Source organism: Enterobacter cloacae complex sp. 2021EL-01169 (genome assembly GCF_020733125.1).
GTDB lineage: Bacteria > Pseudomonadota > Gammaproteobacteria > Enterobacterales > Enterobacteriaceae > Enterobacter > Enterobacter roggenkampii.
In genome coordinates, this window is the sequence record NZ_JAJFTC010000015.1 from 59,280 (window position 1) to 81,394 (window position 22,115).

General features: G+C 56.7%; 20 protein-coding genes. 16 read left to right on the forward strand and 4 right to left on the reverse strand.

The window, feature by feature from the left end:
• Positions 1-50 precede the first annotated feature (50 nt).
• On the forward strand, positions 51-2,312 hold the full coding sequence (metE, locus tag LLF79_RS23105; protein WP_227880490.1) for a 5-methyltetrahydropteroyltriglutamate--homocysteine S-methyltransferase: 2,262 nt from the start codon (positions 51-53) through the stop codon (positions 2,310-2,312).
• 43 nt (positions 2,313-2,355) lie between these two features.
• Here metE and LLF79_RS23110 read toward each other — a convergent pair whose 3' ends face one another.
• Positions 2,356-3,162, reverse strand: a complete 807-nt coding sequence (locus LLF79_RS23110) for a dienelactone hydrolase family protein (protein ID WP_021242857.1) — start codon at positions 3,160-3,162, stop codon at positions 2,356-2,358.
• Between the two features lie 255 nt (positions 3,163-3,417).
• On the opposite strand from LLF79_RS23110, the gene udp reads away from it, so the two are divergent.
• The 9 genes from udp (at position 3,418) to tatD (ending at position 11,329) form a co-directional block, all read left to right on the forward strand.
• The gene (gene udp / locus LLF79_RS23115; RefSeq protein WP_003860792.1) at positions 3,418-4,179 is read left to right on the forward strand and encodes a uridine phosphorylase; all 762 of its coding nucleotides are present in this window, start codon (positions 3,418-3,420) and stop codon (positions 4,177-4,179) included.
• Between the two features lie 140 nt (positions 4,180-4,319).
• Positions 4,320-5,777 (forward strand): DNA recombination protein RmuC, encoded by a 1,458-nt coding sequence (gene rmuC / locus LLF79_RS23120; RefSeq protein ID WP_039025148.1) that lies wholly within the window; start codon positions 4,320-4,322, stop codon positions 5,775-5,777.
• Between the two features lie 66 nt (positions 5,778-5,843).
• Positions 5,844-6,599: a bifunctional demethylmenaquinone methyltransferase/2-methoxy-6-polyprenyl-1,4-benzoquinol methylase UbiE gene (gene ubiE, locus LLF79_RS23125; RefSeq protein WP_008501525.1), complete on the forward strand. Its 756-nt coding sequence runs from the start codon at positions 5,844-5,846 to the stop codon at positions 6,597-6,599.
• Between the two features lie 13 nt (positions 6,600-6,612).
• Positions 6,613-7,218: a ubiquinone biosynthesis protein UbiJ gene (gene ubiJ, locus LLF79_RS23130; protein WP_227880492.1), complete on the forward strand. Its 606-nt coding sequence runs from the start codon at positions 6,613-6,615 to the stop codon at positions 7,216-7,218.
• Complete coding sequence (gene ubiB, locus LLF79_RS23135; RefSeq protein WP_227880493.1) at positions 7,215-8,855, forward strand: ubiquinone biosynthesis regulatory protein kinase UbiB; 1,641 nt, start codon at positions 7,215-7,217, stop codon at positions 8,853-8,855. Before ubiJ ends, ubiB begins: the two co-directional genes overlap by 4 nt.
• Positions 8,856-8,931: 76 nt before the next feature.
• On the forward strand, positions 8,932-9,186 hold the full coding sequence (gene tatA / locus LLF79_RS23140; RefSeq protein WP_008501522.1) for a Sec-independent protein translocase subunit TatA: 255 nt from the start codon (positions 8,932-8,934) through the stop codon (positions 9,184-9,186).
• Between the two features lie 3 nt (positions 9,187-9,189).
• Positions 9,190-9,732 carry a Sec-independent protein translocase protein TatB gene (gene tatB / locus LLF79_RS23145; protein WP_008501521.1) on the forward strand — a complete coding sequence of 181 codons (543 nt, stop codon included), beginning with the start codon at positions 9,190-9,192 and terminating at the stop codon, positions 9,730-9,732.
• 2 nt (positions 9,733-9,734) lie between these two features.
• Positions 9,735-10,505 carry a Sec-independent protein translocase subunit TatC gene (gene tatC, locus LLF79_RS23150; protein WP_008501520.1) on the forward strand — a complete coding sequence of 257 codons (771 nt, stop codon included), beginning with the start codon at positions 9,735-9,737 and terminating at the stop codon, positions 10,503-10,505.
• A 41-nt stretch (positions 10,506-10,546) separates the two neighbouring features.
• Complete coding sequence (tatD, locus tag LLF79_RS23155) at positions 10,547-11,329, forward strand: 3'-5' ssDNA/RNA exonuclease TatD (protein WP_023293559.1); 783 nt, start codon at positions 10,547-10,549, stop codon at positions 11,327-11,329.
• On the opposite strand, the gene rfaH is transcribed toward tatD, so the two are convergent.
• Positions 11,326-11,817, reverse strand: coding sequence for a transcription/translation regulatory transformer protein RfaH (gene rfaH / locus LLF79_RS23160; RefSeq protein ID WP_206805314.1), 492 nt, complete (start codon positions 11,815-11,817; stop codon positions 11,326-11,328). The two genes, tatD and rfaH, sit on opposite strands and share 4 nt — an antisense overlap.
• Positions 11,818-11,987: 170 nt before the next feature.
• On the opposite strand from rfaH, the gene ubiD reads away from it, so the two are divergent.
• Positions 11,988-13,481, forward strand: a complete 1,494-nt coding sequence (gene ubiD, locus LLF79_RS23165) for a 4-hydroxy-3-polyprenylbenzoate decarboxylase (RefSeq protein WP_206805313.1) — start codon at positions 11,988-11,990, stop codon at positions 13,479-13,481.
• A 42-nt stretch (positions 13,482-13,523) separates the two neighbouring features.
• Positions 13,524-14,225: an NAD(P)H-flavin reductase gene (gene fre / locus LLF79_RS23170; RefSeq protein ID WP_032675626.1), complete on the forward strand. Its 702-nt coding sequence runs from the start codon at positions 13,524-13,526 to the stop codon at positions 14,223-14,225.
• A gap of 161 nt (positions 14,226-14,386) precedes the next feature.
• On the opposite strand, the gene fadA is transcribed toward fre, so the two are convergent.
• Together fadA and fadB are read right to left on the reverse strand one after the other, a co-directional pair.
• Positions 14,387-15,550 (reverse strand): acetyl-CoA C-acyltransferase FadA, encoded by a 1,164-nt coding sequence (gene fadA, locus LLF79_RS23175; RefSeq protein WP_008501515.1) that lies wholly within the window; start codon positions 15,548-15,550, stop codon positions 14,387-14,389.
• Positions 15,551-15,559: 9 nt separating this feature from the next.
• Positions 15,560-17,749, reverse strand: coding sequence for a fatty acid oxidation complex subunit alpha FadB (gene fadB, locus LLF79_RS23180; protein WP_048962298.1), 2,190 nt, complete (start codon positions 17,747-17,749; stop codon positions 15,560-15,562).
• A 189-nt stretch (positions 17,750-17,938) separates the two neighbouring features.
• On the opposite strand from fadB, the gene pepQ reads away from it, so the two are divergent.
• From pepQ to hemG, 4 genes are read left to right on the forward strand one after another with little or no spacing between them, the layout of a single operon-like run.
• Positions 17,939-19,270, forward strand: coding sequence for a Xaa-Pro dipeptidase (gene pepQ / locus LLF79_RS23185; RefSeq protein ID WP_206805334.1), 1,332 nt, complete (start codon positions 17,939-17,941; stop codon positions 19,268-19,270).
• Entirely contained in the window at positions 19,270-19,884 is a 615-nt protein-coding gene (locus LLF79_RS23190) for an IMPACT family protein (protein WP_227880494.1), read from the forward strand. Before pepQ ends, LLF79_RS23190 begins: the two co-directional genes overlap by 1 nt.
• 39 nt (positions 19,885-19,923) lie before the next feature.
• Positions 19,924-21,375, forward strand: a complete 1,452-nt coding sequence (gene trkH, locus LLF79_RS23195; protein ID WP_008501511.1) for a Trk system potassium transporter TrkH — start codon at positions 19,924-19,926, stop codon at positions 21,373-21,375.
• Between the two features lie 10 nt (positions 21,376-21,385).
• On the forward strand, positions 21,386-21,931 hold the full coding sequence (gene hemG, locus LLF79_RS23200; protein WP_008501510.1) for a menaquinone-dependent protoporphyrinogen IX dehydrogenase: 546 nt from the start codon (positions 21,386-21,388) through the stop codon (positions 21,929-21,931).
• The last annotated feature ends 184 nt before the right edge of the window (positions 21,932-22,115 follow it).

Sequence of the window (22,115 nt, forward strand, 5' to 3'; positions counted from 1 at the left end):
AAGTGTAAACATCTGGACGTCTAAATAACGAATTTCACAAGGGGCATACCATGACAATCCGTAATCACACTCTCGGTTTCCCTCGCGTTGGCCTGCGTCGCGAGCTGAAAAAAGCGCAAGAAAGCTACTGGGCGGGGAACGCCACCCGTGAAGAACTGCTGGCGGTGGGGCGCGAGCTGCGCGCCCGTCACTGGGCGCAGCAGAAGCAGGCGGGAATTGACCTGCTGCCGGTGGGCGATTTCGCCTGGTACGACCATGTTCTGACGACCAGCCTGCTGCTTGGCAACGTGCCGGCTCGTCATCAGAACAACGATGGATCGGTAGATATCGATACCCTGTTCCGCATCGGCCGTGGCCGTGCGCCAACGGGTGAGCCAGCGGCAGCGGCGGAAATGACCAAGTGGTTTAACACTAACTATCACTATATGGTGCCGGAGTTCGTAAAAGGTCAGCAGTTCAGGCTGACCTGGACGCAGCTTCTGGATGAAGTGGACGAAGCGCTGGCGCTGGGCCACCAGGTGAAACCCGTACTGTTGGGGCCACTGACCTATCTGTGGTTGGGAAAAGTCAAAGGCGAGCAGTTCGATCGTCTGAGCCTGCTGAAGGACATTCTGCCGGTCTACAAACAGGTGCTGATTGAGCTGGGCAAGCGCGGCATTCAGTGGGTGCAAATCGACGAGCCGGCGCTGGTGCTTGAGCTGCCGCAGGCGTGGCTGGATGCCTTTAAACCGGCGTATGACGCGCTCACCGGCCAGGTGAAGCTGTTGCTTACCACCTACTTTGAAGGTGTGACGCCGAACCTCAGCACCATCACCAGATTGCCGGTGCAGGGTCTGCACGTTGACCTGGTGCACGGCAAAGATGACGTCGCAGAACTGCACAAGCGCCTGCCAGCAGACTGGCTGCTCTCCGCCGGTCTGGTCAACGGCCGTAACGTCTGGCGCGCCGATCTGACCGAGAAATACGCGCAGATCAAGGACATCGTCGGCAAACGTGAGCTGTGGGTGGCCTCGTCCTGCTCCCTGCTGCACAGCCCGATCGATTTGAGCGTGGAAACCCGTCTTGATGCTGAGGTGAAAAGCTGGTTTGCCTTCGCCCTGCAAAAATGTGAAGAGCTGGCGCTGCTGCGCGATGCGCTGAACAGCGGCGACACGGAGGCGATTAACGCATGGAGTGCACCGATCCAGGCACGTCGTCACTCGGCGCGCGTGCATAACCCGGCGGTGGAAAAACGCCTGGCGGCCATCACCGCTCAGGACAGCCAGCGCCAGAGCCCGTATGAAGTCCGTGCCGAAGCCCAGCGCACCCGCTTCAACCTGCCCGCGTGGCCAACCACCACTATCGGTTCCTTCCCGCAGACCACCGAAATCCGCGGCCTGCGTCTGGACTTCAAAAAGGGGAATCTGGATGTGAATCACTACCGCACCGGGATTGCCGAACACATCAAGCAGGCGATTATCGAGCAGGAGCGGCTGGGGCTGGACGTGCTGGTGCACGGCGAGGCCGAGCGTAACGACATGGTGGAATACTTCGGTGAACACCTGGACGGGTTCGTCTTTACCCAGAACGGCTGGGTACAAAGCTATGGCTCCCGCTGCGTGAAGCCGCCGGTGGTCATCGGTGACGTCAGCCGTCCGGAGCCGATCACGGTTGAGTGGGCGAAGTACGCCCAGTCCCTGACCGACAAGCCGGTAAAAGGCATGCTCACCGGTCCGGTGACCATCCTTTGCTGGTCCTTCCCGCGTGAGGACGTGACCCGCGAGACCATCGCGAAGCAAATCGCGCTGGCGCTGCGTGATGAAGTAGCGGATCTGGAAGCTGCAGGCATAGGCATTATCCAGATTGACGAACCGGCCCTGCGCGAAGGTCTGCCGCTGCGCCGCAGCGACTGGGATGCCTACCTGAAGTGGGGCGTGGAGGCATTCCGCATCAACGCCGCGGTGGCGAAGGACGACACGCAGATCCACACCCACATGTGTTACTGCGAATTCAACGACATCATGGATTCGATTGCCGCGCTGGACGCTGACGTGATCACCATCGAGACCTCGCGTTCAGACATGGAGCTGCTGGAGTCGTTTGAAGAATTCGACTACCCGAACGAAATCGGTCCGGGGGTGTACGACATCCACTCTCCGAACGTGCCGAGCGTGGAGTGGATTGAGTCGCTGCTGAAAAAAGCGGCCCAGCGCATTCCGGCAGAGCGTCTGTGGGTTAACCCGGACTGCGGCCTGAAAACTCGCGGCTGGCCGGAGACGCGTGCCGCGCTGGCGAACATGGTGAAGGCGGCGCAAAACTTGCGTCAGGCTTGATGATGCGTAGGCCCGGTAAGGCGTAGACGCCACCGGGCTTTTTTTACGCTTTTTTACCGCCGTACTGGCTGAACCACGCCAGCATTCTCTGCCAGCCGTCTTTGGCTGATTCCGCGTGATAGCTCGGACGATAATCCGCGTTAAACGCGTGCCCGGCATCCGGATACACCACGATCTCCGCCTTCGCATTGGCCGCACGGAGCGCATGGCGCATGGTCTCTACCGAATCCAGCGAAATACCGGTGTCCTGACCGCCATACAGCCCTAATACGGGGGCATTCAGCTCCGTGGCAATATCCACGGGATGTTTCGGTGAGTTGAGCGTTTTTTCACCTACCAGTTTACCGTACCAGGCCACAGCGGCTTTAAGCTGCGGGTTATGCGCGGCATACAGCCAGCTGATGCGTCCGCCCCAGCAGAAACCGGTGACCAGCAGACGATGGGGATCGCCCCCGTTGCGCGCCGCCCAGCTGGCGACGTGGTCGAGATCGGCCAGCACCTGCGCGTCCGGGACTTTGCTGACCAGGTTGCTGAGCAAGGTGGGAATATCGCTGTAATCGTTCGGATCGCCCTGACGGAAGTAGAGCTCTGGCGCAACGGCCAGATAGCCTTCCAGCGCCAGCCGGCGGCAGAGGTCGCGAATGTGTTCGTGAACGCCGAAAATTTCCTGGACCACGATTACGATGGGCAGCGGACCGTCTGCCGATTTTGGTCGGGCGTGGTAAGCAGGCATATTCTCTCCCTGCGAGGGAATAGAGGTCTCACCCGCCGTGATGGCCTCTTCAGACGTTGAGACGATGGTTGAGGCATGCGGGGCCGCAGCAGGTGCAAAACCGGTTTTTTCAGTCATGGCATTCTCCGTACCAATGAGTTAGCGCAAAGGTAAATATAGTCACCAGGTTAACAACTCACAGTGCCTTAAACGGTCTATCTTTTGTGCAGCACCTGACGATATAACTTGTTAATGTGATGTAAATCACCTTTTTATGGAAATTCAATGCAATCATTTTCATTCATGGTGAGGTGTGTCACGAAATTATGCTTTCCGCTTCTGTAAAGTACCGTTTTACTTCTTCTGACTAACCGACCCACAGAGGAGTCACCTATGTCTAAGTCTGATGTTTTTCATCTCGGCCTCACTAAAAACGATTTACAAGGGGCTACGCTCGCTATCGTCCCTGGCGATCCGGAGCGTGTGGAAAAGATCGCCGCGCTGATGGATAAGCCGGTTAAGCTGGCAGCCCATCGTGAATTCACCACCTGGCGCGCAGAGCTGGATGGTAAAGCCGTGATCGTGTGTTCTACCGGTATCGGTGGCCCGTCTACGTCTATTGCTGTTGAAGAGCTGGCACAGCTGGGCATTCGTACTTTCCTGCGTATCGGTACGACCGGTGCTATTCAGCCGCACATCAACGTGGGCGACGTGCTGGTCACGACCGCGTCCGTGCGTCTGGATGGCGCAAGCCTGCACTTTGCGCCGATGGAATTCCCGGCAGTAGCAGACTTTGAATGTACCACCGCGCTGGTTGAAGCCGCGAAATCCGTGGGCGCGACCACTCACGTGGGTGTAACCGCTTCGTCCGATACCTTCTATCCCGGTCAGGAGCGTTACGACACCTTCTCTGGCCGCGTGGTAAGCCGCTTCAAAGGCTCTATGGAAGAGTGGCAGTCCATGGGCGTGATGAACTACGAAATGGAATCCGCCACGCTGCTGACCATGTGCGCAAGCCAGGGCCTGCGTGCCGGTATGGTGGCGGGCGTTATCGTCAACCGCACTCAGCAGGAGATCCCGAACGCTGAAACCATGAAGCAGACCGAAAGTCATGCGGTGAAAATCGTGGTTGAAGCCGCGCGTCGCCTGATCTAATCCTCTCCTTTCGAAATCAAAGGCCGACACGTTCGGCCTTTATTTTTTGCGTAGCGCCTCGCAGGAAAACCCTTTCAAACTGGACGTTTATACAGCACAATCTTATTTTGTGCGGGTAATACGTTGATGCAGGGGGCATTGTGGATATCTCAGTCCTGATTTATGCGGTGATTGCGCTGGCGGGCGTGGCGATAGGCTGGCTCATTTCCAGCTATCAGCATGCACAGCAGAAGGCCGATCAGCTGGCTGAACGCGAAGAGATCGTCGCCGAATTAAGCGCGGCAAAGCAGCAGCTTGCGCTGAGTGATCACTGGCGAGAGGAGTGCGAGTTACTCAACAACGAGCTGCGCAACCTGAGAGATATCAACACCTCGCTGGAGGCCGATCTCCGCGAAGTGACCACCCGTCTGGAATCCACTCAACTGCATGCGGAAGATAAAATCCGCCAGATGATCAACAGCGAGCAGCGCCTCAGCGAACAGTTTGAAAACCTCGCGAACCGTATTTTTGAGCACAGCAACCGCCGCGTTGACGAGCAGAACCGCCAGAGCCTGAACAGCCTGCTGACGCCCCTACGTGAACAGCTGGACGGCTTCCGCCGCCAGGTACAGGACAGCTTTGGTCAGGAAGCCCGAGAGCGGCACACCCTGGCGCATGAAATCCGCAATCTCCAGCAGCTGAATGCCCAGATGGCGCAGGAGGCGGTCAACCTCACCCGCGCGCTTAAAGGGGATAACAAAACCCAGGGCAACTGGGGAGAAGTGGTGCTGACCCGCGTCCTGGAAGCCTCTGGCCTGCGGGAAGGGTATGAATACGAAACCCAGGTGAGTATCGAAAACGATGCCCGCTCGCGAATGCAGCCGGATGTGATTGTGCGGCTGCCGCAGGGCAAAGATGTGGTGATTGACGCCAAAATGACGCTGGTGGCGTATGAGCGTTACTTCAATGCGGAGGATGACTACACCCGAGAATCGGCGCTGCAGGAGCACATTGCCTCGGTGCGTAATCATATTCGCCTGCTCGGCAGGAAAGACTATCAGCAGCTACCGGGGCTGCGCTCGCTGGACTATGTCCTGATGTTTATTCCGGTCGAGCCCGCGTTTCTGCTGGCACTCGACAGGCAGCCTGAACTCATCACCGAAGCGCTTAAAAATAATATTATGCTGGTCAGCCCCACCACGCTGCTGGTGGCCTTACGCACGATTGCGAACCTGTGGCGCTACGAGCACCAGAGCCGCAACGCGCAGCAGATTGCCGACCGCGCCAGCAAGCTGTACGACAAAATGCGCCTCTTCGTGGACGACATGTCCTCAGTCGGGCAGAGCCTGGACCGCGCGCAGGATAACTACCGTCAGGCGATGAAAAAACTCGCCTCAGGACGTGGCAATCTTCTGGCGCAGGCCGAATCATTCCGCAGCCTGGGGGTTGAGGTGAAACGCGAGATTAATCCGGAATTGGTTGAACAGGCTACCGCCCAGGATGACGAGTTTCGCCTGCGTGAAGGGGCAGAAGAACAAAAGACAAACAATGAAGACAATGCGTTAGCGGCCGATTTATCACCGAACGAACCCCCGGCGCGTTTCTTTCGCGGTGGTTGAAACGTAGGGCAATTGCGCCCAATCTGTTACACTTCACGAACATTTTACTGATAAGCAGGCTCTGAGATGGTTGACGATTCACAAGACACAACGCACTTTGGCTTTCAGACTGTCGCCAAAGCGCAGAAAGCTGACATGGTGGCCCACGTATTTCATTCCGTGGCGGCGAAGTACGATGTGATGAATGACCTGATGTCGTTCGGCATTCATCGCTTGTGGAAGCGCTTCACTATCGACTGTAGCGGCGTGCGTCGTGGACAAACGGTGCTGGATTTAGCCGGTGGTACGGGCGATTTAACCGCAAAATTCTCTCGTCTGGTGGGCGAAACCGGGCGCGTTGTTCTGGCAGACATTAATGACTCCATGCTCAAAATGGGCCGCGAAAAGCTGCGTAACATCGGCGTGGTGGGGAATGTGGAATATGTGCAGGCCAACGCCGAAGCGCTGCCGTTCCCAGATAATACCTTTGACTGCATCACGATCTCCTTCGGTCTGCGTAACGTGACCGATAAAGAAAAAGCGCTGCGCTCCATGTATCGCGTGCTGAAGCCGGGTGGACGCCTGCTGGTGCTCGAATTCTCCAAACCGATTATCGAGCCCCTGAGCAAAGCTTACGACGCCTATTCATTCCACGTGCTGCCGCGCATCGGTGAGCTGGTGGCTAACGACGCGGAAAGCTATCGCTATCTGGCGGAATCTATCCGTATGCACCCGGACCAAGACACCTTAAAAGCCATGATGCAGGATGCTGAATTCGAGAACGTTGAATATTTCAACCTGACGGCGGGTGTCGTCGCGCTGCATCGCGGTTACAAGTTCTGAGTGGAGGTGTCCCGTGCCCTTTAAACCCTTAGTCTCCGCAGGTATCGAAAACGTACTGAATGCCTTTCTCTATCGTGCACCAGCGCTGAAAGCTGCGCGTCAGCGGCTAAACGGAAAGGTATTACGCATTGTTTTAAAAGAGTTCTCGACGCCGCTGGTGCTGGTCTTCAGCGAACGCCAGCTTGACGTTCTGGGGGCGTGGGAAGGTGAAGCCGACTGCTCGGTCATCACGCACATGAGCGTGCTGCCAAAACTGCGCGATCGCCAGCAATTAACGGCACTTATCCGCAGCGGTGAGCTGGAAGTGGAAGGCGACATTCAGATCGTGCAGAACTTCGTTGCGCTTACCGATCTGGCGGAGTTTGATCCGGCAGAGCTGCTCGCGCCGTTTATCGGCGACATTGCCGCCGAAGGCATCGGGAAGGTTCTTCATGGTGGCGCGTCCTTTGCGCGTAAAAGCCTGCTACGTCAGCAACGCTATGCGGCGGAAGTACTGACTGAAGAGTGGCGAATGGCCCCCGGACCGCTGGAAGTGGCATGGTTTGCGGAAGAAACCGCTGCTGTTAAACGTGCGGTTGATGCGTTAACCAAACGGCTGGAAAAACTGGAGGGCAAATGACGCCTGGTGAAATTCGGCGCCTCTACTTCATTATTCATACCTTTTTGAGCTACGGGCTCGACGAGCTGATCCCTAAAATGCGTATCACGCTGCCGCTTCGTATCTGGCGGCGGATGCTGTTCTGGATGCCTAACCGCCATAAAGGTCAGCCGCTGGGCGAACGCCTGCGCCTGGCGCTGCAGGAGCTTGGCCCGGTATGGATTAAGTTCGGGCAGATGCTGTCGACCCGCCGCGATCTCTTTCCGCCGCACATTGCCGATGAACTGGCGATGCTGCAGGACCGTGTTGCCCCGTTTGACGGGGTGAGGGCGAAGAAACAGATCGAAGAGGCGATGGGTAATCTTCCCGTTGAAACCTGGTTTGACGATTTCGAAATAGAACCGCTGGCGTCGGCTTCTATTGCTCAGGTGCACACTGCGCGTCTGAAAGAAAACGGCAAAGAGGTGGTAATTAAGGTGATCCGCCCGGATATTCTGCCGATCATCAAAGCCGACATGAAGCTGATTTACCGTCTGGCCCGTTGGGTTCCGCGTTTATTACCTGATGGCCGCCGACTGCGCCCGATGGAAGTGGTGCGGGAATATGAAAAAACGCTGATTGATGAGCTTAACCTGCTGCGCGAATCGGCAAACGCTATTCAGCTGCGTCGCAACTTTGAAAACAGCCCGATGCTTTATGTCCCTGAAGTCTATTCTGACTACTGCAGCCAGAACATGATGGTGATGGAGCGTATCTACGGTATTCCGGTTTCGGATGTGGTAGCCCTGGAGAAGCAGGGAACGAACATGAAGCTGTTGGCCGAGCGTGGCGTTCAGGTCTTCTTCACCCAGGTGTTCCGCGACAGCTTTTTCCATGCGGACATGCACCCGGGCAATATCTTCGTGAGCTACGAGCACCCTGAGGATCCGAAGTATATCGGTATCGACTGCGGGATTGTGGGGTCGCTGAATAAAGAAGATAAACGGTATCTGGCCGAGAACTTCATCGCGTTCTTCAACCGCGACTACCGTAAGGTGGCCGAGCTGCACGTCGATTCCGGCTGGGTGCCGCCGGACACCAACGTCGAAGAGTTCGAGTTTGCGATCCGGACCGTTTGCGAACCGATTTTTGAAAAACCGCTGGCGGAAATCTCCTTCGGACATGTGCTGTTGAACCTGTTCAACACGGCTCGCCGCTTTAATATGGAAGTTCAGCCACAGCTAGTTTTACTTCAGAAAACACTACTTTACGTTGAGGGTGTAGGCCGACAGCTCTATCCTCAGTTAGACTTGTGGAAGACCGCGAAACCCTTCCTGGAATCCTGGATTAAGGATCAGGTTGGCATTCCGGCGCTGGTGCGCTCGCTGAAAGAAAAAGGCCCGTTCTGGATAGAAAAAATGCCTGAAATTCCTGAACTGGTTTATGACAGTTTGCGTCAGAGCAAGAACCTTCAGCACAGCATGGATAAAATCGCTCGCGAACTTCAGTCCAGCCGTGTTCGCCAGGGCCAGTCACGCTATCTCTTTGGGATTGGCGCAACGCTGCTGCTGAGCGGCACGCTGCTGCTGATCAACCGCCCGGAGTGGCAGATGATGCCCGCCTGGCTGATGGCCGCCGGGGTGGTTGTCTGGCTTGCCGGATGGCGAAAAACGCGCTGAGTTTGCGTCGCTATCGACAGGTCGCATACGTATAATGCGACCTGACTTATTAATCATCTATCCCTGAGGAACATGTATGGGTGGTATCAGTATCTGGCAATTGTTGATCATTGCCGTCATCGTCGTGCTGCTGTTTGGCACCAAAAAGCTCGGTTCTATTGGTTCCGATCTGGGCGCGTCTATCAAAGGCTTCAAGAAAGCGATGAGCGATGATGAGAGCAAGCAGGATAAAACCAGCCAGGACGCTGACTTTACTGCTAAATCCATCACCGACAAGCAAGAAGAAGCCAAAAAGGAAGACGCTAAACGCCACGATAAAGAGCAGGTGTAAGTCGTGTTCGACATTGGTTTTAGTGAGCTCCTGCTGGTCTTTGTGATTGGCCTGATCGTGCTGGGGCCTCAGCGTCTGCCGGTGGCGGTGAAAACCGTTGCGGGCTGGGTTCGTGCGCTGAGATCGCTGGCATCGACCGTTCAGAATGAACTGGCCCAGGAGCTTAAGCTGCAGGAATTTCAGGAAAGCCTGAAAAAGGTTGAGAAGGCGAGCATGGATAACCTGACGCCGGAACTGAAAGCGTCAATGGATGAGCTGCGCGAAGCGGCGGAATCCATGAAGCGCTCCTATAGCATCAACGATCCTGAAAAAGCGAGCGATGAAGCGAACACCATCCATAACCCGGTGGTGAAGGGCAGCGAAGAACAGCGTGAGGGCGTCACGCCTGCCAGCGCTGAACATCAGGCTGCTGCGCCTGAACAGACGCCGCAGGAAACCGAAGTGAAAAAACAGGTGCAGCCGGAAAAGCCCGTGGTTAACGCTGCCGAGGCAAAACCCGCCGCGCCCGTTTCCGAATCATCCCCCTCGTCGAGTGATAAAGCGTAAACATGGCTGTAGATGATACTCAACCGCTGATTACGCACCTCATAGAGCTGCGTAAGCGTCTGTTAAACTGCATTATTGCGGTTCTCGTTATTTTTCTATGCCTGGTCTATTTCGCCAACGATATCTACCAGGTGGTTTCTGCGCCGCTGATCAAGCAGATGCCGCTGGGCGCAACGATGATTGCAACAGACGTTGCTTCTCCGTTCTTTACCCCCATCAAGCTGACCTTTTGGGTGTCGTTGATTGCCTCTGCGCCCGTCATTCTGTACCAGGTGTGGGCCTTTGTGGCGCCGGCACTGTATAAGCACGAACGCAAGCTGGTCATTCCGCTGCTGGTATCCAGTTCGCTGCTGTTCTATATCGGCATGGCGTTTGCCTATTTCGTTGTCTTCCCGCTGGCCTTCGGCTTCCTGACGCATACCGCGCCGGAAGGCGTCCAGGTGTCGACGGATATCGCCAGCTATCTTAGCTTTGTGATGGCGCTGTTTATGGCGTTTGGGGTGGCATTCGAAGTGCCGGTGGCCATTGTGCTGCTCTGCTGGGTAGGGGTAACCACACCGGATGACCTGCGTAAGAAGCGTCCGTATATCCTGGTCGGCGCCTTCGTTGTCGGCATGCTGTTGACCCCGCCGGATGTATTCTCCCAGACGCTGCTGGCCATACCGATGTACTGCCTGTTTGAGGTCGGCGTCTTCTTCTCACGGTTCTACGTGGGTAAAGGGCGTCGGTCGGATGACGAAGACGATACGTCCGATAAGACCACTGAAGAGTAAAACCAGCCGCCCGTCAGGGCGGTTGTTATATGGGGATTCGCATGTTTGATATCGGACTCAACCTGACCAGCTCGCAGTTTGCGAAAGATCGCGATGAGGTGGTTGCGCGCGCGTTTGCCGCTGGGGTGAAAGGGCTGCTGCTGACGGGCACCAACCTGCATGAGAGCGAGCAGGCACAGCAGCTGGCGCAACGCTACGAACGCTGTTGGTCTACCGCTGGCGTGCATCCTCACGACAGCAGCCAGTGGACCCCGGAAAGCGGGGAAACCCTACGCAGGCTGGCGAAGACACCAGAAGTGGTAGCGATTGGCGAATGCGGCCTCGATTTCAACCGTAACTTTTCCACGCCTGAAGAGCAGGAAAAGGCGTTCACTGCTCAGCTTGCGGTGGCGGCAGAGCTTGAAATGCCCGTATTTATGCACTGCCGCGACGCGCATGAGCGTTTCCTGACTCTGCTGGATCCGTGGCTCGAGAAACTGCCCGGCGCGGTGCTGCACTGTTTTACCGGCTCACGGCAGGAGGCGCTGGAGTGCCTGGAGCGCGGGCTTTATCTGGGGATTACCGGCTGGGTTTGCGATGAGCGCCGCGGGCTTGAGCTTCGGGAGCTGCTACCCGCGATCCCGGCTGACCGGTTGCTCCTTGAAACGGATGCGCCCTATCTGCTCCCGCGCGATATGCAACCCAAACCGGCATCGCGACGCAATGAGCCCGCTTATCTGGGGCACATAGTTGAGCGCGTCGCGACGTGGCGCGGAGAGGATCCGCACTGGCTTTCCGCACAGACGGATGACAACGTGCGTAATCTGTTTGGGATAAACGTTTAAAGTTTGCGGAAGTCGGTGTTTTTAACGCTCTGCAGCACCTGCTTGTTCAGCAGATTAAGCAACAGCATAGAGCGCGCTTCTCCGTCCGGCTCGGCAAAAATCGCCTGAAGGCCTTCGAAAGCCCCTTCGGTAATCACGACGCTATCGCCCGTGTAGGGCGTTTCCGGGTCGGTAAGGTCTTCGGGCTGCTGATAAATCGACAGCTGGTGGATGACCGATGAGGGAACCGTCGCGGGGTGGACGCCGAAGCGAACAAAATGGCTGACGCCGCGCGTGGCGCTGATGGTGGTGGTGTGGATCACCTCCGGATCGAACTCCACGAACAGGTAGTTTGGGAACAACGGCTCGCTAACGGTTGTGCGCTTCCCGCGCTGCATTTTTTCAAGCGTGATCACGGGCGTCAGGCAATTAACTGACTGACGTTCAAGATGTTCCTGCGCGCGCTGAAGTTGCCCGCGTTTGCAATACAGTAAATACCAGGCCTGCATAATCACTCTTTCCCTTAGTTCGGGGCGCAAGCATATCAAAACCCTGGCGGGATCGCTAAGTTGATTATAATGGGCGAAAATGGGACAGAACGCATAACTTCACGCTAATTTAACAAAATTACAGCATCAAGCAGTCTTACGCCGTATAATGAAGCGCTTACAGAGAGGCCATGATTAACTGCATGAAATACCAAGATCTCCGCGACTTCCTGACGCTGCTGGAAAAGCAGGGTGAACTCAAACGTATAACACTTCCTGTCGATCCTTATCTGGAGATGACAGAAATTGCTGACCGCACCCTGCGTGCCGGTGGCCCCGCATTACTGTTTGAAAATCCGAAAGGGTACGCCATGCCGGTGCTGTGCAACCTGTTTGGCACACCGCGTCGCGTCGCACTGGGGATGGGGCAGGAAGACGTCACGGCCCTGCGCGAAGTCGGTAAGCTGCTGGCCTTCCTGAAAGAGCCGGAGCCGCCGAAAGGCTTCCGCGATCTGTTCGACAAGCTGCCGCAGTTTAAGCAGGTGCTGAACATGCCCACCAAACGCCTGCGCGGCGCGCCCTGCCAGCAGAAGGTGCTGGAAGGCGATGCGGTTGATTTGACTAAAATCCCTATCATGCAGTGCTGGCCGGAAGATGCCGCGCCGCTGATCACCTGGGGACTGACCGTCACGCGCGGTCCGCACAAAGAGCGCCAGAATCTTGGTATTTACCGCCAGCAGTTGATTGGCAAGAATAAGCTCATCATGCGCTGGCTGTCGCATCGCGGCGGCGCGCTCGATTTTCAGGAGTGGTGTGCTGCGCGTCCGGGTGAACGTTTCCCGGTGTCTGTCGCGCTCGGCGCCGATCCGGCCACCATTCTCGGGGCCGTCACGCCCGTACCGGATACGCTCTCGGAATATGCCTTTGCAGGCCTGCTGCGCGGAACGAAAACGGAAGTCGTGAAGTGTATCTCAAACGATCTCGAAGTTCCGGCCAGTGCAGAAATTGTGCTGGAAGGTTACATTGAGCAGGGTGAACTGGCGCCAGAAGGCCCTTACGGCGACCACACCGGCTATTACAACGAAGTGGATAATTTCCCGGTGTTTACCGTGACGCACATTACGCAGCGTGAAGATGCGATTTATCACTCCACGTATACCGGGCGTCCACCGGATGAACCGGCAGTACTGGGCGTGGCGCTGAATGAAGTGTTTGTGCCGATCCTGCAAAAGCAGTTCCCGGAAATTGTTGATTTTTATCTGCCGCCTGAAGGATGCTCGTATCGCCTGGCAGTGGTCACGATGAAGAAGCAGTATCCTGGTCACGCGAAACGCGTGATGATGGGCGTGTGGTCTTTCCTGCGCCAGTTTATGTATACCAAATTTGTTATTGTCTGCGATGATGACGTTAACGCCCGCGACTGGAATGACGTAATCTGGGCTATTACCACGCGAATGGACCCGGCGCGCGATACGGTGTTAGTCGAAAACACGCCGATAGATTACCTGGATTTTGCCTCGCCGGTTTCCGGCCTTGGCTCAAAAATGGGACTGGATGCCACAAATAAATGGCCTGGCGAAACCGATCGTGAATGGGGTCGCCCGATCAAAAAAGATCCTGCTGTGACCGCGCGCATTGATGCGATCTGGGACGAACTGGCCATAATGAATAACGGTAAACCCTGAGCTGACCGTTAAGCCCTATAGACTTCCCGACAGAGAGAGCGAATGACAACCTTAAGCTGTAAAGTGACCTCGGTAGATGCCATCACCGACACCGTATATCGCGTCCGTTTAGTGCCAGAAGCGCCATTCTCTTTCCGCGCGGGTCAGTATCTGATGGTCGTGATGGATGAGCGTGATAAGCGTCCTTTCTCTATGGCCTCAACGCCAGCGGAGCAGGAATTTATTGAGCTTCATATTGGTGCGTCAGAGCTTAACCTGTATGCGATGGCCGTCATGGACCGCATTCTGAAAGAGCGCGAGATCGTGGTGGATATTCCGCACGGCGAGGCATGGTTACGTGATGACGAAGACCGTCCGCTGATCCTGATTGCCGGTGGTACAGGTTTCTCCTACGTGCGCTCCATTCTGCTGACTGCCCTGGCGCGTAACCCGGACCGTGATATCACCATCTACTGGGGTGGCCGTGAAGAGAAACACCTGTATGACCTGTCCGAACTCGAAGCGCTGAGCGTCACCCATCCTAACCTGCGCATTGAGCCGGTGGTTGAGCAGCCGGAAGAGGGCTGGCGCGGGCGTAGCGGTACGGTACTGACGGCAGTGCTGCAGGATCACGGTACGCTGGCAGGACATGACATCTATATTGCAGGGCGTTTCGAGATGGCGAAAATCGCCCGCGATCTGTTCTGTAACGAACGTGATGCGCGTGAAGACCGCCTCTTTGGCGATGCGTTTGCCTTCATTTAAATAAAAAACCCGCCCCTGACAGGCGGGAAGAACGGCAACTAAACTGTCTCTCTTCGCCAGTGACACGACTGGCGGCGAGGTACCTCTCGTAGGCCGGGAAAGCGCAGCGCCTCCCGGCAAAAGCCCGATGGCGCGATGCTTATCGGGCCTACGTTATAGCCTTACACTCTCTCAAACACCGTCGCGATACCCTGACCCAGACCGATACACATCGTTGCCAGACCAAACTGGGCATCTTTGCGTTCCATCAGGTTGATCAGCGTCGTGCTGATACGCGCCCCGGAACAGCCCAGCGGGTGTCCGAGGGCGATCGCGCCGCCGTTGAGGTTAATCTTCTCGTCGATCTGCTCCATCAGCCCCAGATCTTTAATGCACGGCAGGATCTGCGCGGCGAACGCTTCGTTCATCTCAAACAGATCGATGTCGCTGGCGGTTAAGCCCGCTTTTTTCAGCGCCAGTTTTGAAGCCGGAACCGGGCCGTAGCCCATGATCGACGGATCGCAGCCCACGACCGCCATCGAACGCACGCGGGCGCGAGGCGTTAACCCCAGCTCGCGGGCGCGACTTTCGCTCATCACCAGCATCGCGGCGGCGCCGTCGGACAGCGCCGACGAGGTCCCTGCCGTGACCGTACCGGTGACGGGGTCAAACGCCGGACGCAGGGTGGAAAGCGCTTCGACGGTGGTTTCCGGGCGAATGACTTCATCGTAGCTGAACTGCTTCAGAACGCCGTCTGCATCGTGGCCGCCGGTCGGGATGATCTCGTTCTTAAAGGCACCGGACTGCGTGGCGGCCCAGGCGCGAGCGTGAGAGCGCGCGGCAAAGGCATCCTGCATTTCGCGGCTGATGCCGTGCAGGCGGGAGAGCATCTCGGCGGTCAGGCCCATCATCCCCGCCGCTTTCGCCACGTTGCGGCTCATCCCAGGGTGGAAATCGACCCCGTGGCTCATCGGGACGTGACCCATGTGCTCGACGCCGCCCACCAGGCAAGCCTGCGCATCGCCGGTCATGATCATGCGGGCCGCGTCGTGCAGCGCCTGCATTGACGAACCGCACAGGCGGTTGACGGTGACGGCCGGAACCGAATGCGGGATCTCCGCCAGCAGCGACGCGTTGCGGGCGATGTTGAAGCCCTGCTCCAGGGTCTGCTGCACGCAGCCCCAGTAGATATCGTCCAGCGCAGCCGGATCCAGCGCCGGGTTACGCGCCAGCAGGCTACGCATCAGGTGCGCGGAGAGGTCTTCCGCACGCACGTTACGGAACGCGCCGCCTTTTGAACGGCCCATCGGGGTGCGAATCGCATCAACAATGACAACCTTTTCCATTGTGACTCCTTAAGCCGTTTTCAGCTCGCCAACCGGACGGGCTGGCTCAACTGCGGGATAGTAGGGTTCGTTATGGCGCGCTTTGTTACGCAGCCCTTCCGGCACCTCATACAGCGGGCCGAGGTGCTGATACTGCTGGGCCATATCGAGATAGCGTGCGCTGCCGAGCGTGTCCAGCCAGCGGAACGCGCCGCCGTGGAACGGAGGGAAGCCGAGGCCATACACCAGCGCCATGTCGGCTTCTGCCGGGCTGGCGATAATGCCTTCTTCGAGGCAACGCACCACTTCGTTAATCATCGGGATCATCATCCGGGCGATGATTTCATCGTCGGTGAAGTCGCGTTTTGGCTGACTGACGTCGGCCAGCAGGCCATCCACCGCCGGATCTTCTTCTTTCTTCGGTTTGCCTTTGCTGTCTTCTTTATAGCGCCAGAAGCCCAGGCCGTTTTTCTGACCGAAGCGGTTAGCGTCGAACAGCGCGTCAATGGCGTCGCGATAGTCTTTCTGCATGCGCTGCGGGAAACCTGCCGCCATCACCGCCTGGGCGTGGTGGGCGGTATCAATGCCCACAACGTCCAGCAGATACGCCGGGCCCATCGGCCAGCCGAACTGTTTTTCCATCACTTTGTCGATTTTGCGGAAGTCCGCGCCGTCGCGCAGCAGCTGGCTAAAACCGGCGAAGTAAGGGAACAGCACGCGGTTGACGAAGAAGCCCGGGCAGTCGTTAACGACGATCGGCGTTTTGCCCATCTTGCTGGCCCATGCCACCACTTTAGCGATGGTGTCGTCAGAGGTTTTTTCCCCGCGGATCACTTCGACCAGCGGCATACGGTGTACCGGGTTGAAGAAGTGCATACCGCAGAAGTTTTCCGGACGCTTCAGCACGCTCGCCAGTTCGCTGATTGGAATGGTGGAGGTGTTAGAGGCCAGCACGGTATCCGGGCGAACCTTGTCTTCCGTTTCCGCCAGCACCGCTTTTTTCACTTTCGGATTCTCGACAACGGCTTCGACCACCACGTCGACACGATCGAAACCGCTGTATTCCAGCACGGGCTGAATGGTGGAGATCACGCCTGCGAGCTTCAGTCCGTCAATTTTTCCGCGTTCCAGCTGTTTATTCAGCAGCTTGGCCGCTTCGGTCATGCCCAGCGTCAGGGATTTCTCGTTGATGTCTTTCATCACTACCGGCACGCCTTTCCAGGCAGACTGGTAGGCGATGCCGCCACCCATAATGCCCGCGCCGAGTACCGCCGCATGTTTTGGCGTCTCAACGTTTTTGGTCAGCTGTTTGGCTTTGCCTTTCACGAACTGATCGTTCAGGAAGATACCGACCAGCGCGCGCGCTTCATTGGTGTGCGCCAGCGGGACAAAGCTCTGATTTTCGAGCTTTAGCGCTTCATCGCGCCCGAAACGGGCAGCCGCTTCGATGGTTTTCACCGCCGCGATCGGCGCCGGGTAGTGTTTACCCGCCGTCTGCATCACCATGCCTTTGGCGATGGTGAAGCTCATGGTGGCTTCAATCTTGCTGAGTTTTAACGGTTCCAGCTTCGGCTGGCGTTTGGCCTTCCAGTCGAGCTCGCCGTTAATGGCCTGACGCAGAATGGCGAGTGCGCCTTCAACAAGCTTCTCAGGTTTTACAACGCCGTCGACCAGGCCAATTTTCTGCGCCTGTTCTGCGCTGACGTCTTTACCCGCGGCAATGATCTCCAGCGCGCTGTCGGCGCCCAGCATGCGCGGCATACGGACGGAGCCGCCAAAGCCCGGCATAATGCCCAGCTTGGTTTCCGGCAGGCCGATGCGCAGATCCGGCGTCGCCAGGCGGTAGTCGGTCGCCAGCACGCACTCACAGCCGCCGCCCAGCGCGTAGCCGTTAACGGCGGAAATGGTCGGGACAGGCAGATCTTCCAGACGATTAAAGACGCTATTGGCAAAGTGCAGCCACTGGCTCAGCTGTTCTTCCGGCACCAGGAAGAGCGAAAGGAATTCGGTGATATCGGCACCGACGATAAAGGCCGCTTTGTTCGAGCGCAGCAGCAGCCCTTTTAATTCAGTTTGTTTTTCCAGAACATCCAGCGCCTGGCCAAGACTGGCCACCGTCGCGGTATCGAGCTTATTGACTGAGCCGGGGGCATCGAACACGAGTTCGGCAATGCCATCTTCCAGCCAGTTGAGGTACAGGGTGTCGCCTTTGTAGAGCATGTCAGTCTCCTGAATCCAGCAAGTGGATCTGGTCATACCAGATGAGTCGGAGTGTGGGATTTATGTTAATAAAATGCAAATTACTCATTAAGAAATTGCTGCATTGATCACGGTCGGTGGAAATCACGCAGGCGGAGTGAGGTGTGCTAAGATGCGATGACTTGAGGTCAAAAAACGAAAGGAATAATGATGGACTCACTGGCTTCGCTTTATAAAAATCATATCGTTACCCTACAGGAACGTACCCGCGATGTACTGGCCCGCTTTAAGCTGGATGCGCTGCTGATCCACTCCGGCGAGCTGATGAATACCTTTCTGGATGACCACGCTTATCCGTTTAAGGTGAACCCACAGTTTAAGGCCTGGGTGCCGGTGACGCAGGTTCCCAACTGCTGGCTGCTGGTGGATGGTGTGAACAAGCCGAAACTGTGGTTCTACCTGCCGGTCGATTACTGGCACAACGTTGTGCCGCTGCCGACCTCTTTCTGGACGGAAGAAATTGAGGTCATTGCGCTGCCAAAAGCGGACGGCATTGGCGGCCAGCTGCCTGCCGCGCGTGGCAACATCGCTTATATTGGCCCTGTTCCGGAGCGTGCATTAAGCCTGGATATTGCGGCAGATAAACTCAACCCGAAAGGGGTGCTGGATTACCTCCACTATTACCGCGCGTATAAAACCGACTACGAACTTTACTGCATGCGTGAAGCGCAAAAGACCGCGGTAAACGGTCACCGTGCGGCGCATGAAGCCTTCCAGTCCGGCATGAGCGAGTTCGACATCAACCAGGCGTACCTGACCGCCACCGGTCATCGTGATACCGACGTGCCGTACAGCAACATTGTCGCGCTCAACGAGCACGCGTCCGTCCTGCACTACACCAAACTGGATCACCAGGTTCCTTCAGAAATGCGCAGCTTCCTGCTGGACGCAGGGGCAGAGTACAACGGCTACGCGGCCGATCTGACCCGTACCTGGGCGGCAAATGCGGATACCGATTTTGCACAGCTGATCAAAGATGTGAACGATGAACAGCTGGCGCTGATTGGCACCATGAAGGCGGGAACCAGCTATGTGGACTACCACATCCAGTTCCATCAGCGCATTGCTAAACTGCTGCGTAAGCATCAGATTGTGAAAGACATGAGCGAAGAGGCGATGGTCGAGAACGATCTGACCGGGCCATTTATGCCGCACGGTATCGGCCACCCGCTGGGCCTGCAGGTGCACGACGTTGCGGGCTTTATGCAGGATGATACCGGTACGCACCTGGCGGCACCGTCTAAATATCCTTACCTGCGCTGCACCCGTATTCTGGAGCCGCGCATGGTGTTGACGATTGAACCGGGGATCTACTTTATCGAATCCCTGCTGGCGCCGTGGCGTGAAGGCCAGTTCAGCAAGCACTTCAACTGGGCAAAAATTGACGCGCTGAAGCCGTTTGGCGGCATTCGTATCGAAGATAACGTGGTGATTCACGAAAACGGTATCGAGAATATGACGCGAGACCTGAAGCTGGCCTGATGGAAAGCTGGCTGATACCGGCTGAACCGGTCACCTTTGTTGAGGAAATCAAGAAAAGCCGCTTTATTACGCTGCTGGCGCATACCGACGGCGTAGAGGCGGCAAAAGCGTTTGTCGAGTCCGTCCGGGCTGAGCATCCTGACGCCCGTCACCACTGCGTGGCGTGGGTAGCAGGGCCGCCGGACGATTCGCAGCAGCTGGGGTTTTCCGATGACGGTGAACCGGCGGGCACGGCCGGTAAACCCATGCTCTCGCAGCTGATGGGTAGCGGCGTGGGTGAAATTACCGCCGTGGTGGTGCGCTACTACGGCGGCATCCTGTTAGGTACGGGTGGGCTGGTAAAAGCGTATGGCGGCGGCGTTCAGCAGGCACTGAATACCCTGAAGACCACCCGCAAAACGCCTCTCACCGAATATACTTTGTTATGCGATTACGCCCAGCTCTCGGGTATTGAAGCGCTGCTGAGGCAGTTTAACGGTGTCATCGCATACAGTGAATATCAGGCGATGGTGCAATTACGCGTGGCGCTTCCTCAGGCGGAACTGGCTGCTTTTTCAGCAAAACTGGCTGATTTTAGTCGTGGTTCGTTGCAATTGCTGCCGATTGAAGAATAATCCCCACCTCACTTTTGAATACCAAAGGAAGCGGCAGAGATGCATTTTCGTGCCATAACCCGAATCGTTGGACTGCTGGTCATACTCTTTTCCGGGACGATGATTATCCCTGGACTGGTGGCGCTTATCTACCGGGACGGGGCGGGGCGGGCATTTACCCAGACCTTCTTTGTCGCGCTGGCGATCGGCTCCCTGCTGTGGTGGCCGAACCGTCGTCAGAAAGGTGAGCTGAAATCTCGCGAAGGCTTTCTGATTGTGGTCCTGTTCTGGACGGTGCTGGGGAGCGTCGGTTCGCTGCCCTTTATCTTCTCTGAACAGCCTAACCTGAGCATCACGGATGCCTTCTTTGAATCCTTCTCCGGCTTAACGACGACCGGGGCCACGACGCTGGTGGGGCTGGATTCGCTGCCGCACGCGATTCTCTTTTATCGCCAGATGCTGCAGTGGTTCGGCGGTATGGGGATCATCGTCCTGGCGGTGGCCATCCTGCCGATTCTGGGCGTCGGGGGGATGCAGCTCTATCGCGCCGAAATGCCAGGACCGCTGAAAGATAACAAGATGCGGCCGCGTATTGCCGAGACGGCGAAAACCCTGTGGCTGATTTATGTCTTGCTGACGGTAGCCTGTGCGCTGGCGCTATGGTTTGCCGGGATGCCTGCGTTTGATGCTATCGGACACAGTTTTGCGACGATTGCCATCGGCGGGTTCTCCACCCACGATGCCAGCGTGGGCTATTTCGACAGCCCAACGATTAACACTATCATTGCCATTTTCCTGCTGATCTCCGGCTGTAACTACGGCCTGCACTTCTCTTTACTGAGCGGGCGCAGCCTGAAGGTGTACTGGCGTGACCCTGAGTTCCGCATGTTCATTGGTGTCCAGTTGACGCTGGTGATCATTTGTACGCTGGTGCTGTGGTTCCATGATGTCTATAACTCCGCGTTGACCACGCTAAACCAGGCCTTCTTCCAGGTGGTGTCGATGGCGACGACCGCCGGGTTTACCACGGACAGCATCGCCCGTTGGCCGCTGTTCCTGCCGGTGCTTCTGCTCTGTTCCGCGTTTATCGGCGGCTGTGCGGGGTCGACGGGCGGTGGTCTGAAGGTGATCCGTATTCTGCTGCTGTTCAAGCAGGGCAACCGTGAGCTGAAGCGTCTGGTCCACCCCAATGCGGTCTACAGCATTAAGCTGGGGAACCGCGCGCTGCCGGAACGTATCCTCGAAGCGGTGTGGGGATTCTTCTCGGCGTATGCGCTGGTCTTTATCGTCAGTATGCTGGCGATTATCGCGACGGGAGTGGATGATTTCTCCGCCTTTGCGTCCGTCGTCGCAACATTGAATAACCTCGGGCCTGGCCTGGGCGTGGTGGCGGATAACTTTGCCAGTATGAACCCGGTCGCGAAATGGATCCTCATCGCCAATATGCTGTTTGGTCGTCTTGAGGTCTTTACGCTGCTGGTGCTGTTCACCCCTACATTCTGGCGCGAGTAAGGAGCCGTTGATGAAAACATTGATTCTTTTCTCTACGCGAGACGGACAAACGCGTGAGATTGCCGCATACCTTGCATCGGAATTAAAAGAGTTGGGTATTTACTCGGATGTGGTGAACCTGAACCGTGCGGAACAGATTGCCTGGCAGGATTACGACCGCGTGGTGATTGGTGCATCTATTCGTTACGGGCATTTCCATCCGGCGCTGGATCGCTTTGTGAAAAAGCACACGGCAGTACTCAACAAAATGCCAGGCGCGTTTTACTCGGTCAATCTGGTTGCGCGTAAAGCGGAGAAGCGCACGCCACAGACCAACAGCTACACGCGCAAGTTTTTACTCAGCTCGCCGTGGCAGCCAGACCTGTGCGCCGTTTTTGCCGGCGCGCTGCGCTACCCTCGCTACCGCTGGTATGACCGCTTTATGATCCGTCTAATTATGAAGATGACGGGGGGAGAAACCGATACGCGTAAAGAAGTGGTTTATACCGACTGGTCGCAGGTAGCCAGTTTTGCGCGGGAAATCGCACATTTAACGGGCGATTCGCGACTTAAATAAGCGTTAAGTTTGAAAAGTGAGCGAACGAAAAGTTTTTTGTATTTTGTGCTTGTCACTTCAGAATAACTCCCTATAATGCGCCTCCACTGACACGGAACAACGGCACACACGCCGCCGGGTCAGCAGAGAATAGCGAAAATAAACGCTTGACTCTGAAGCGGGAAAGCGTAATATGCACACCCCG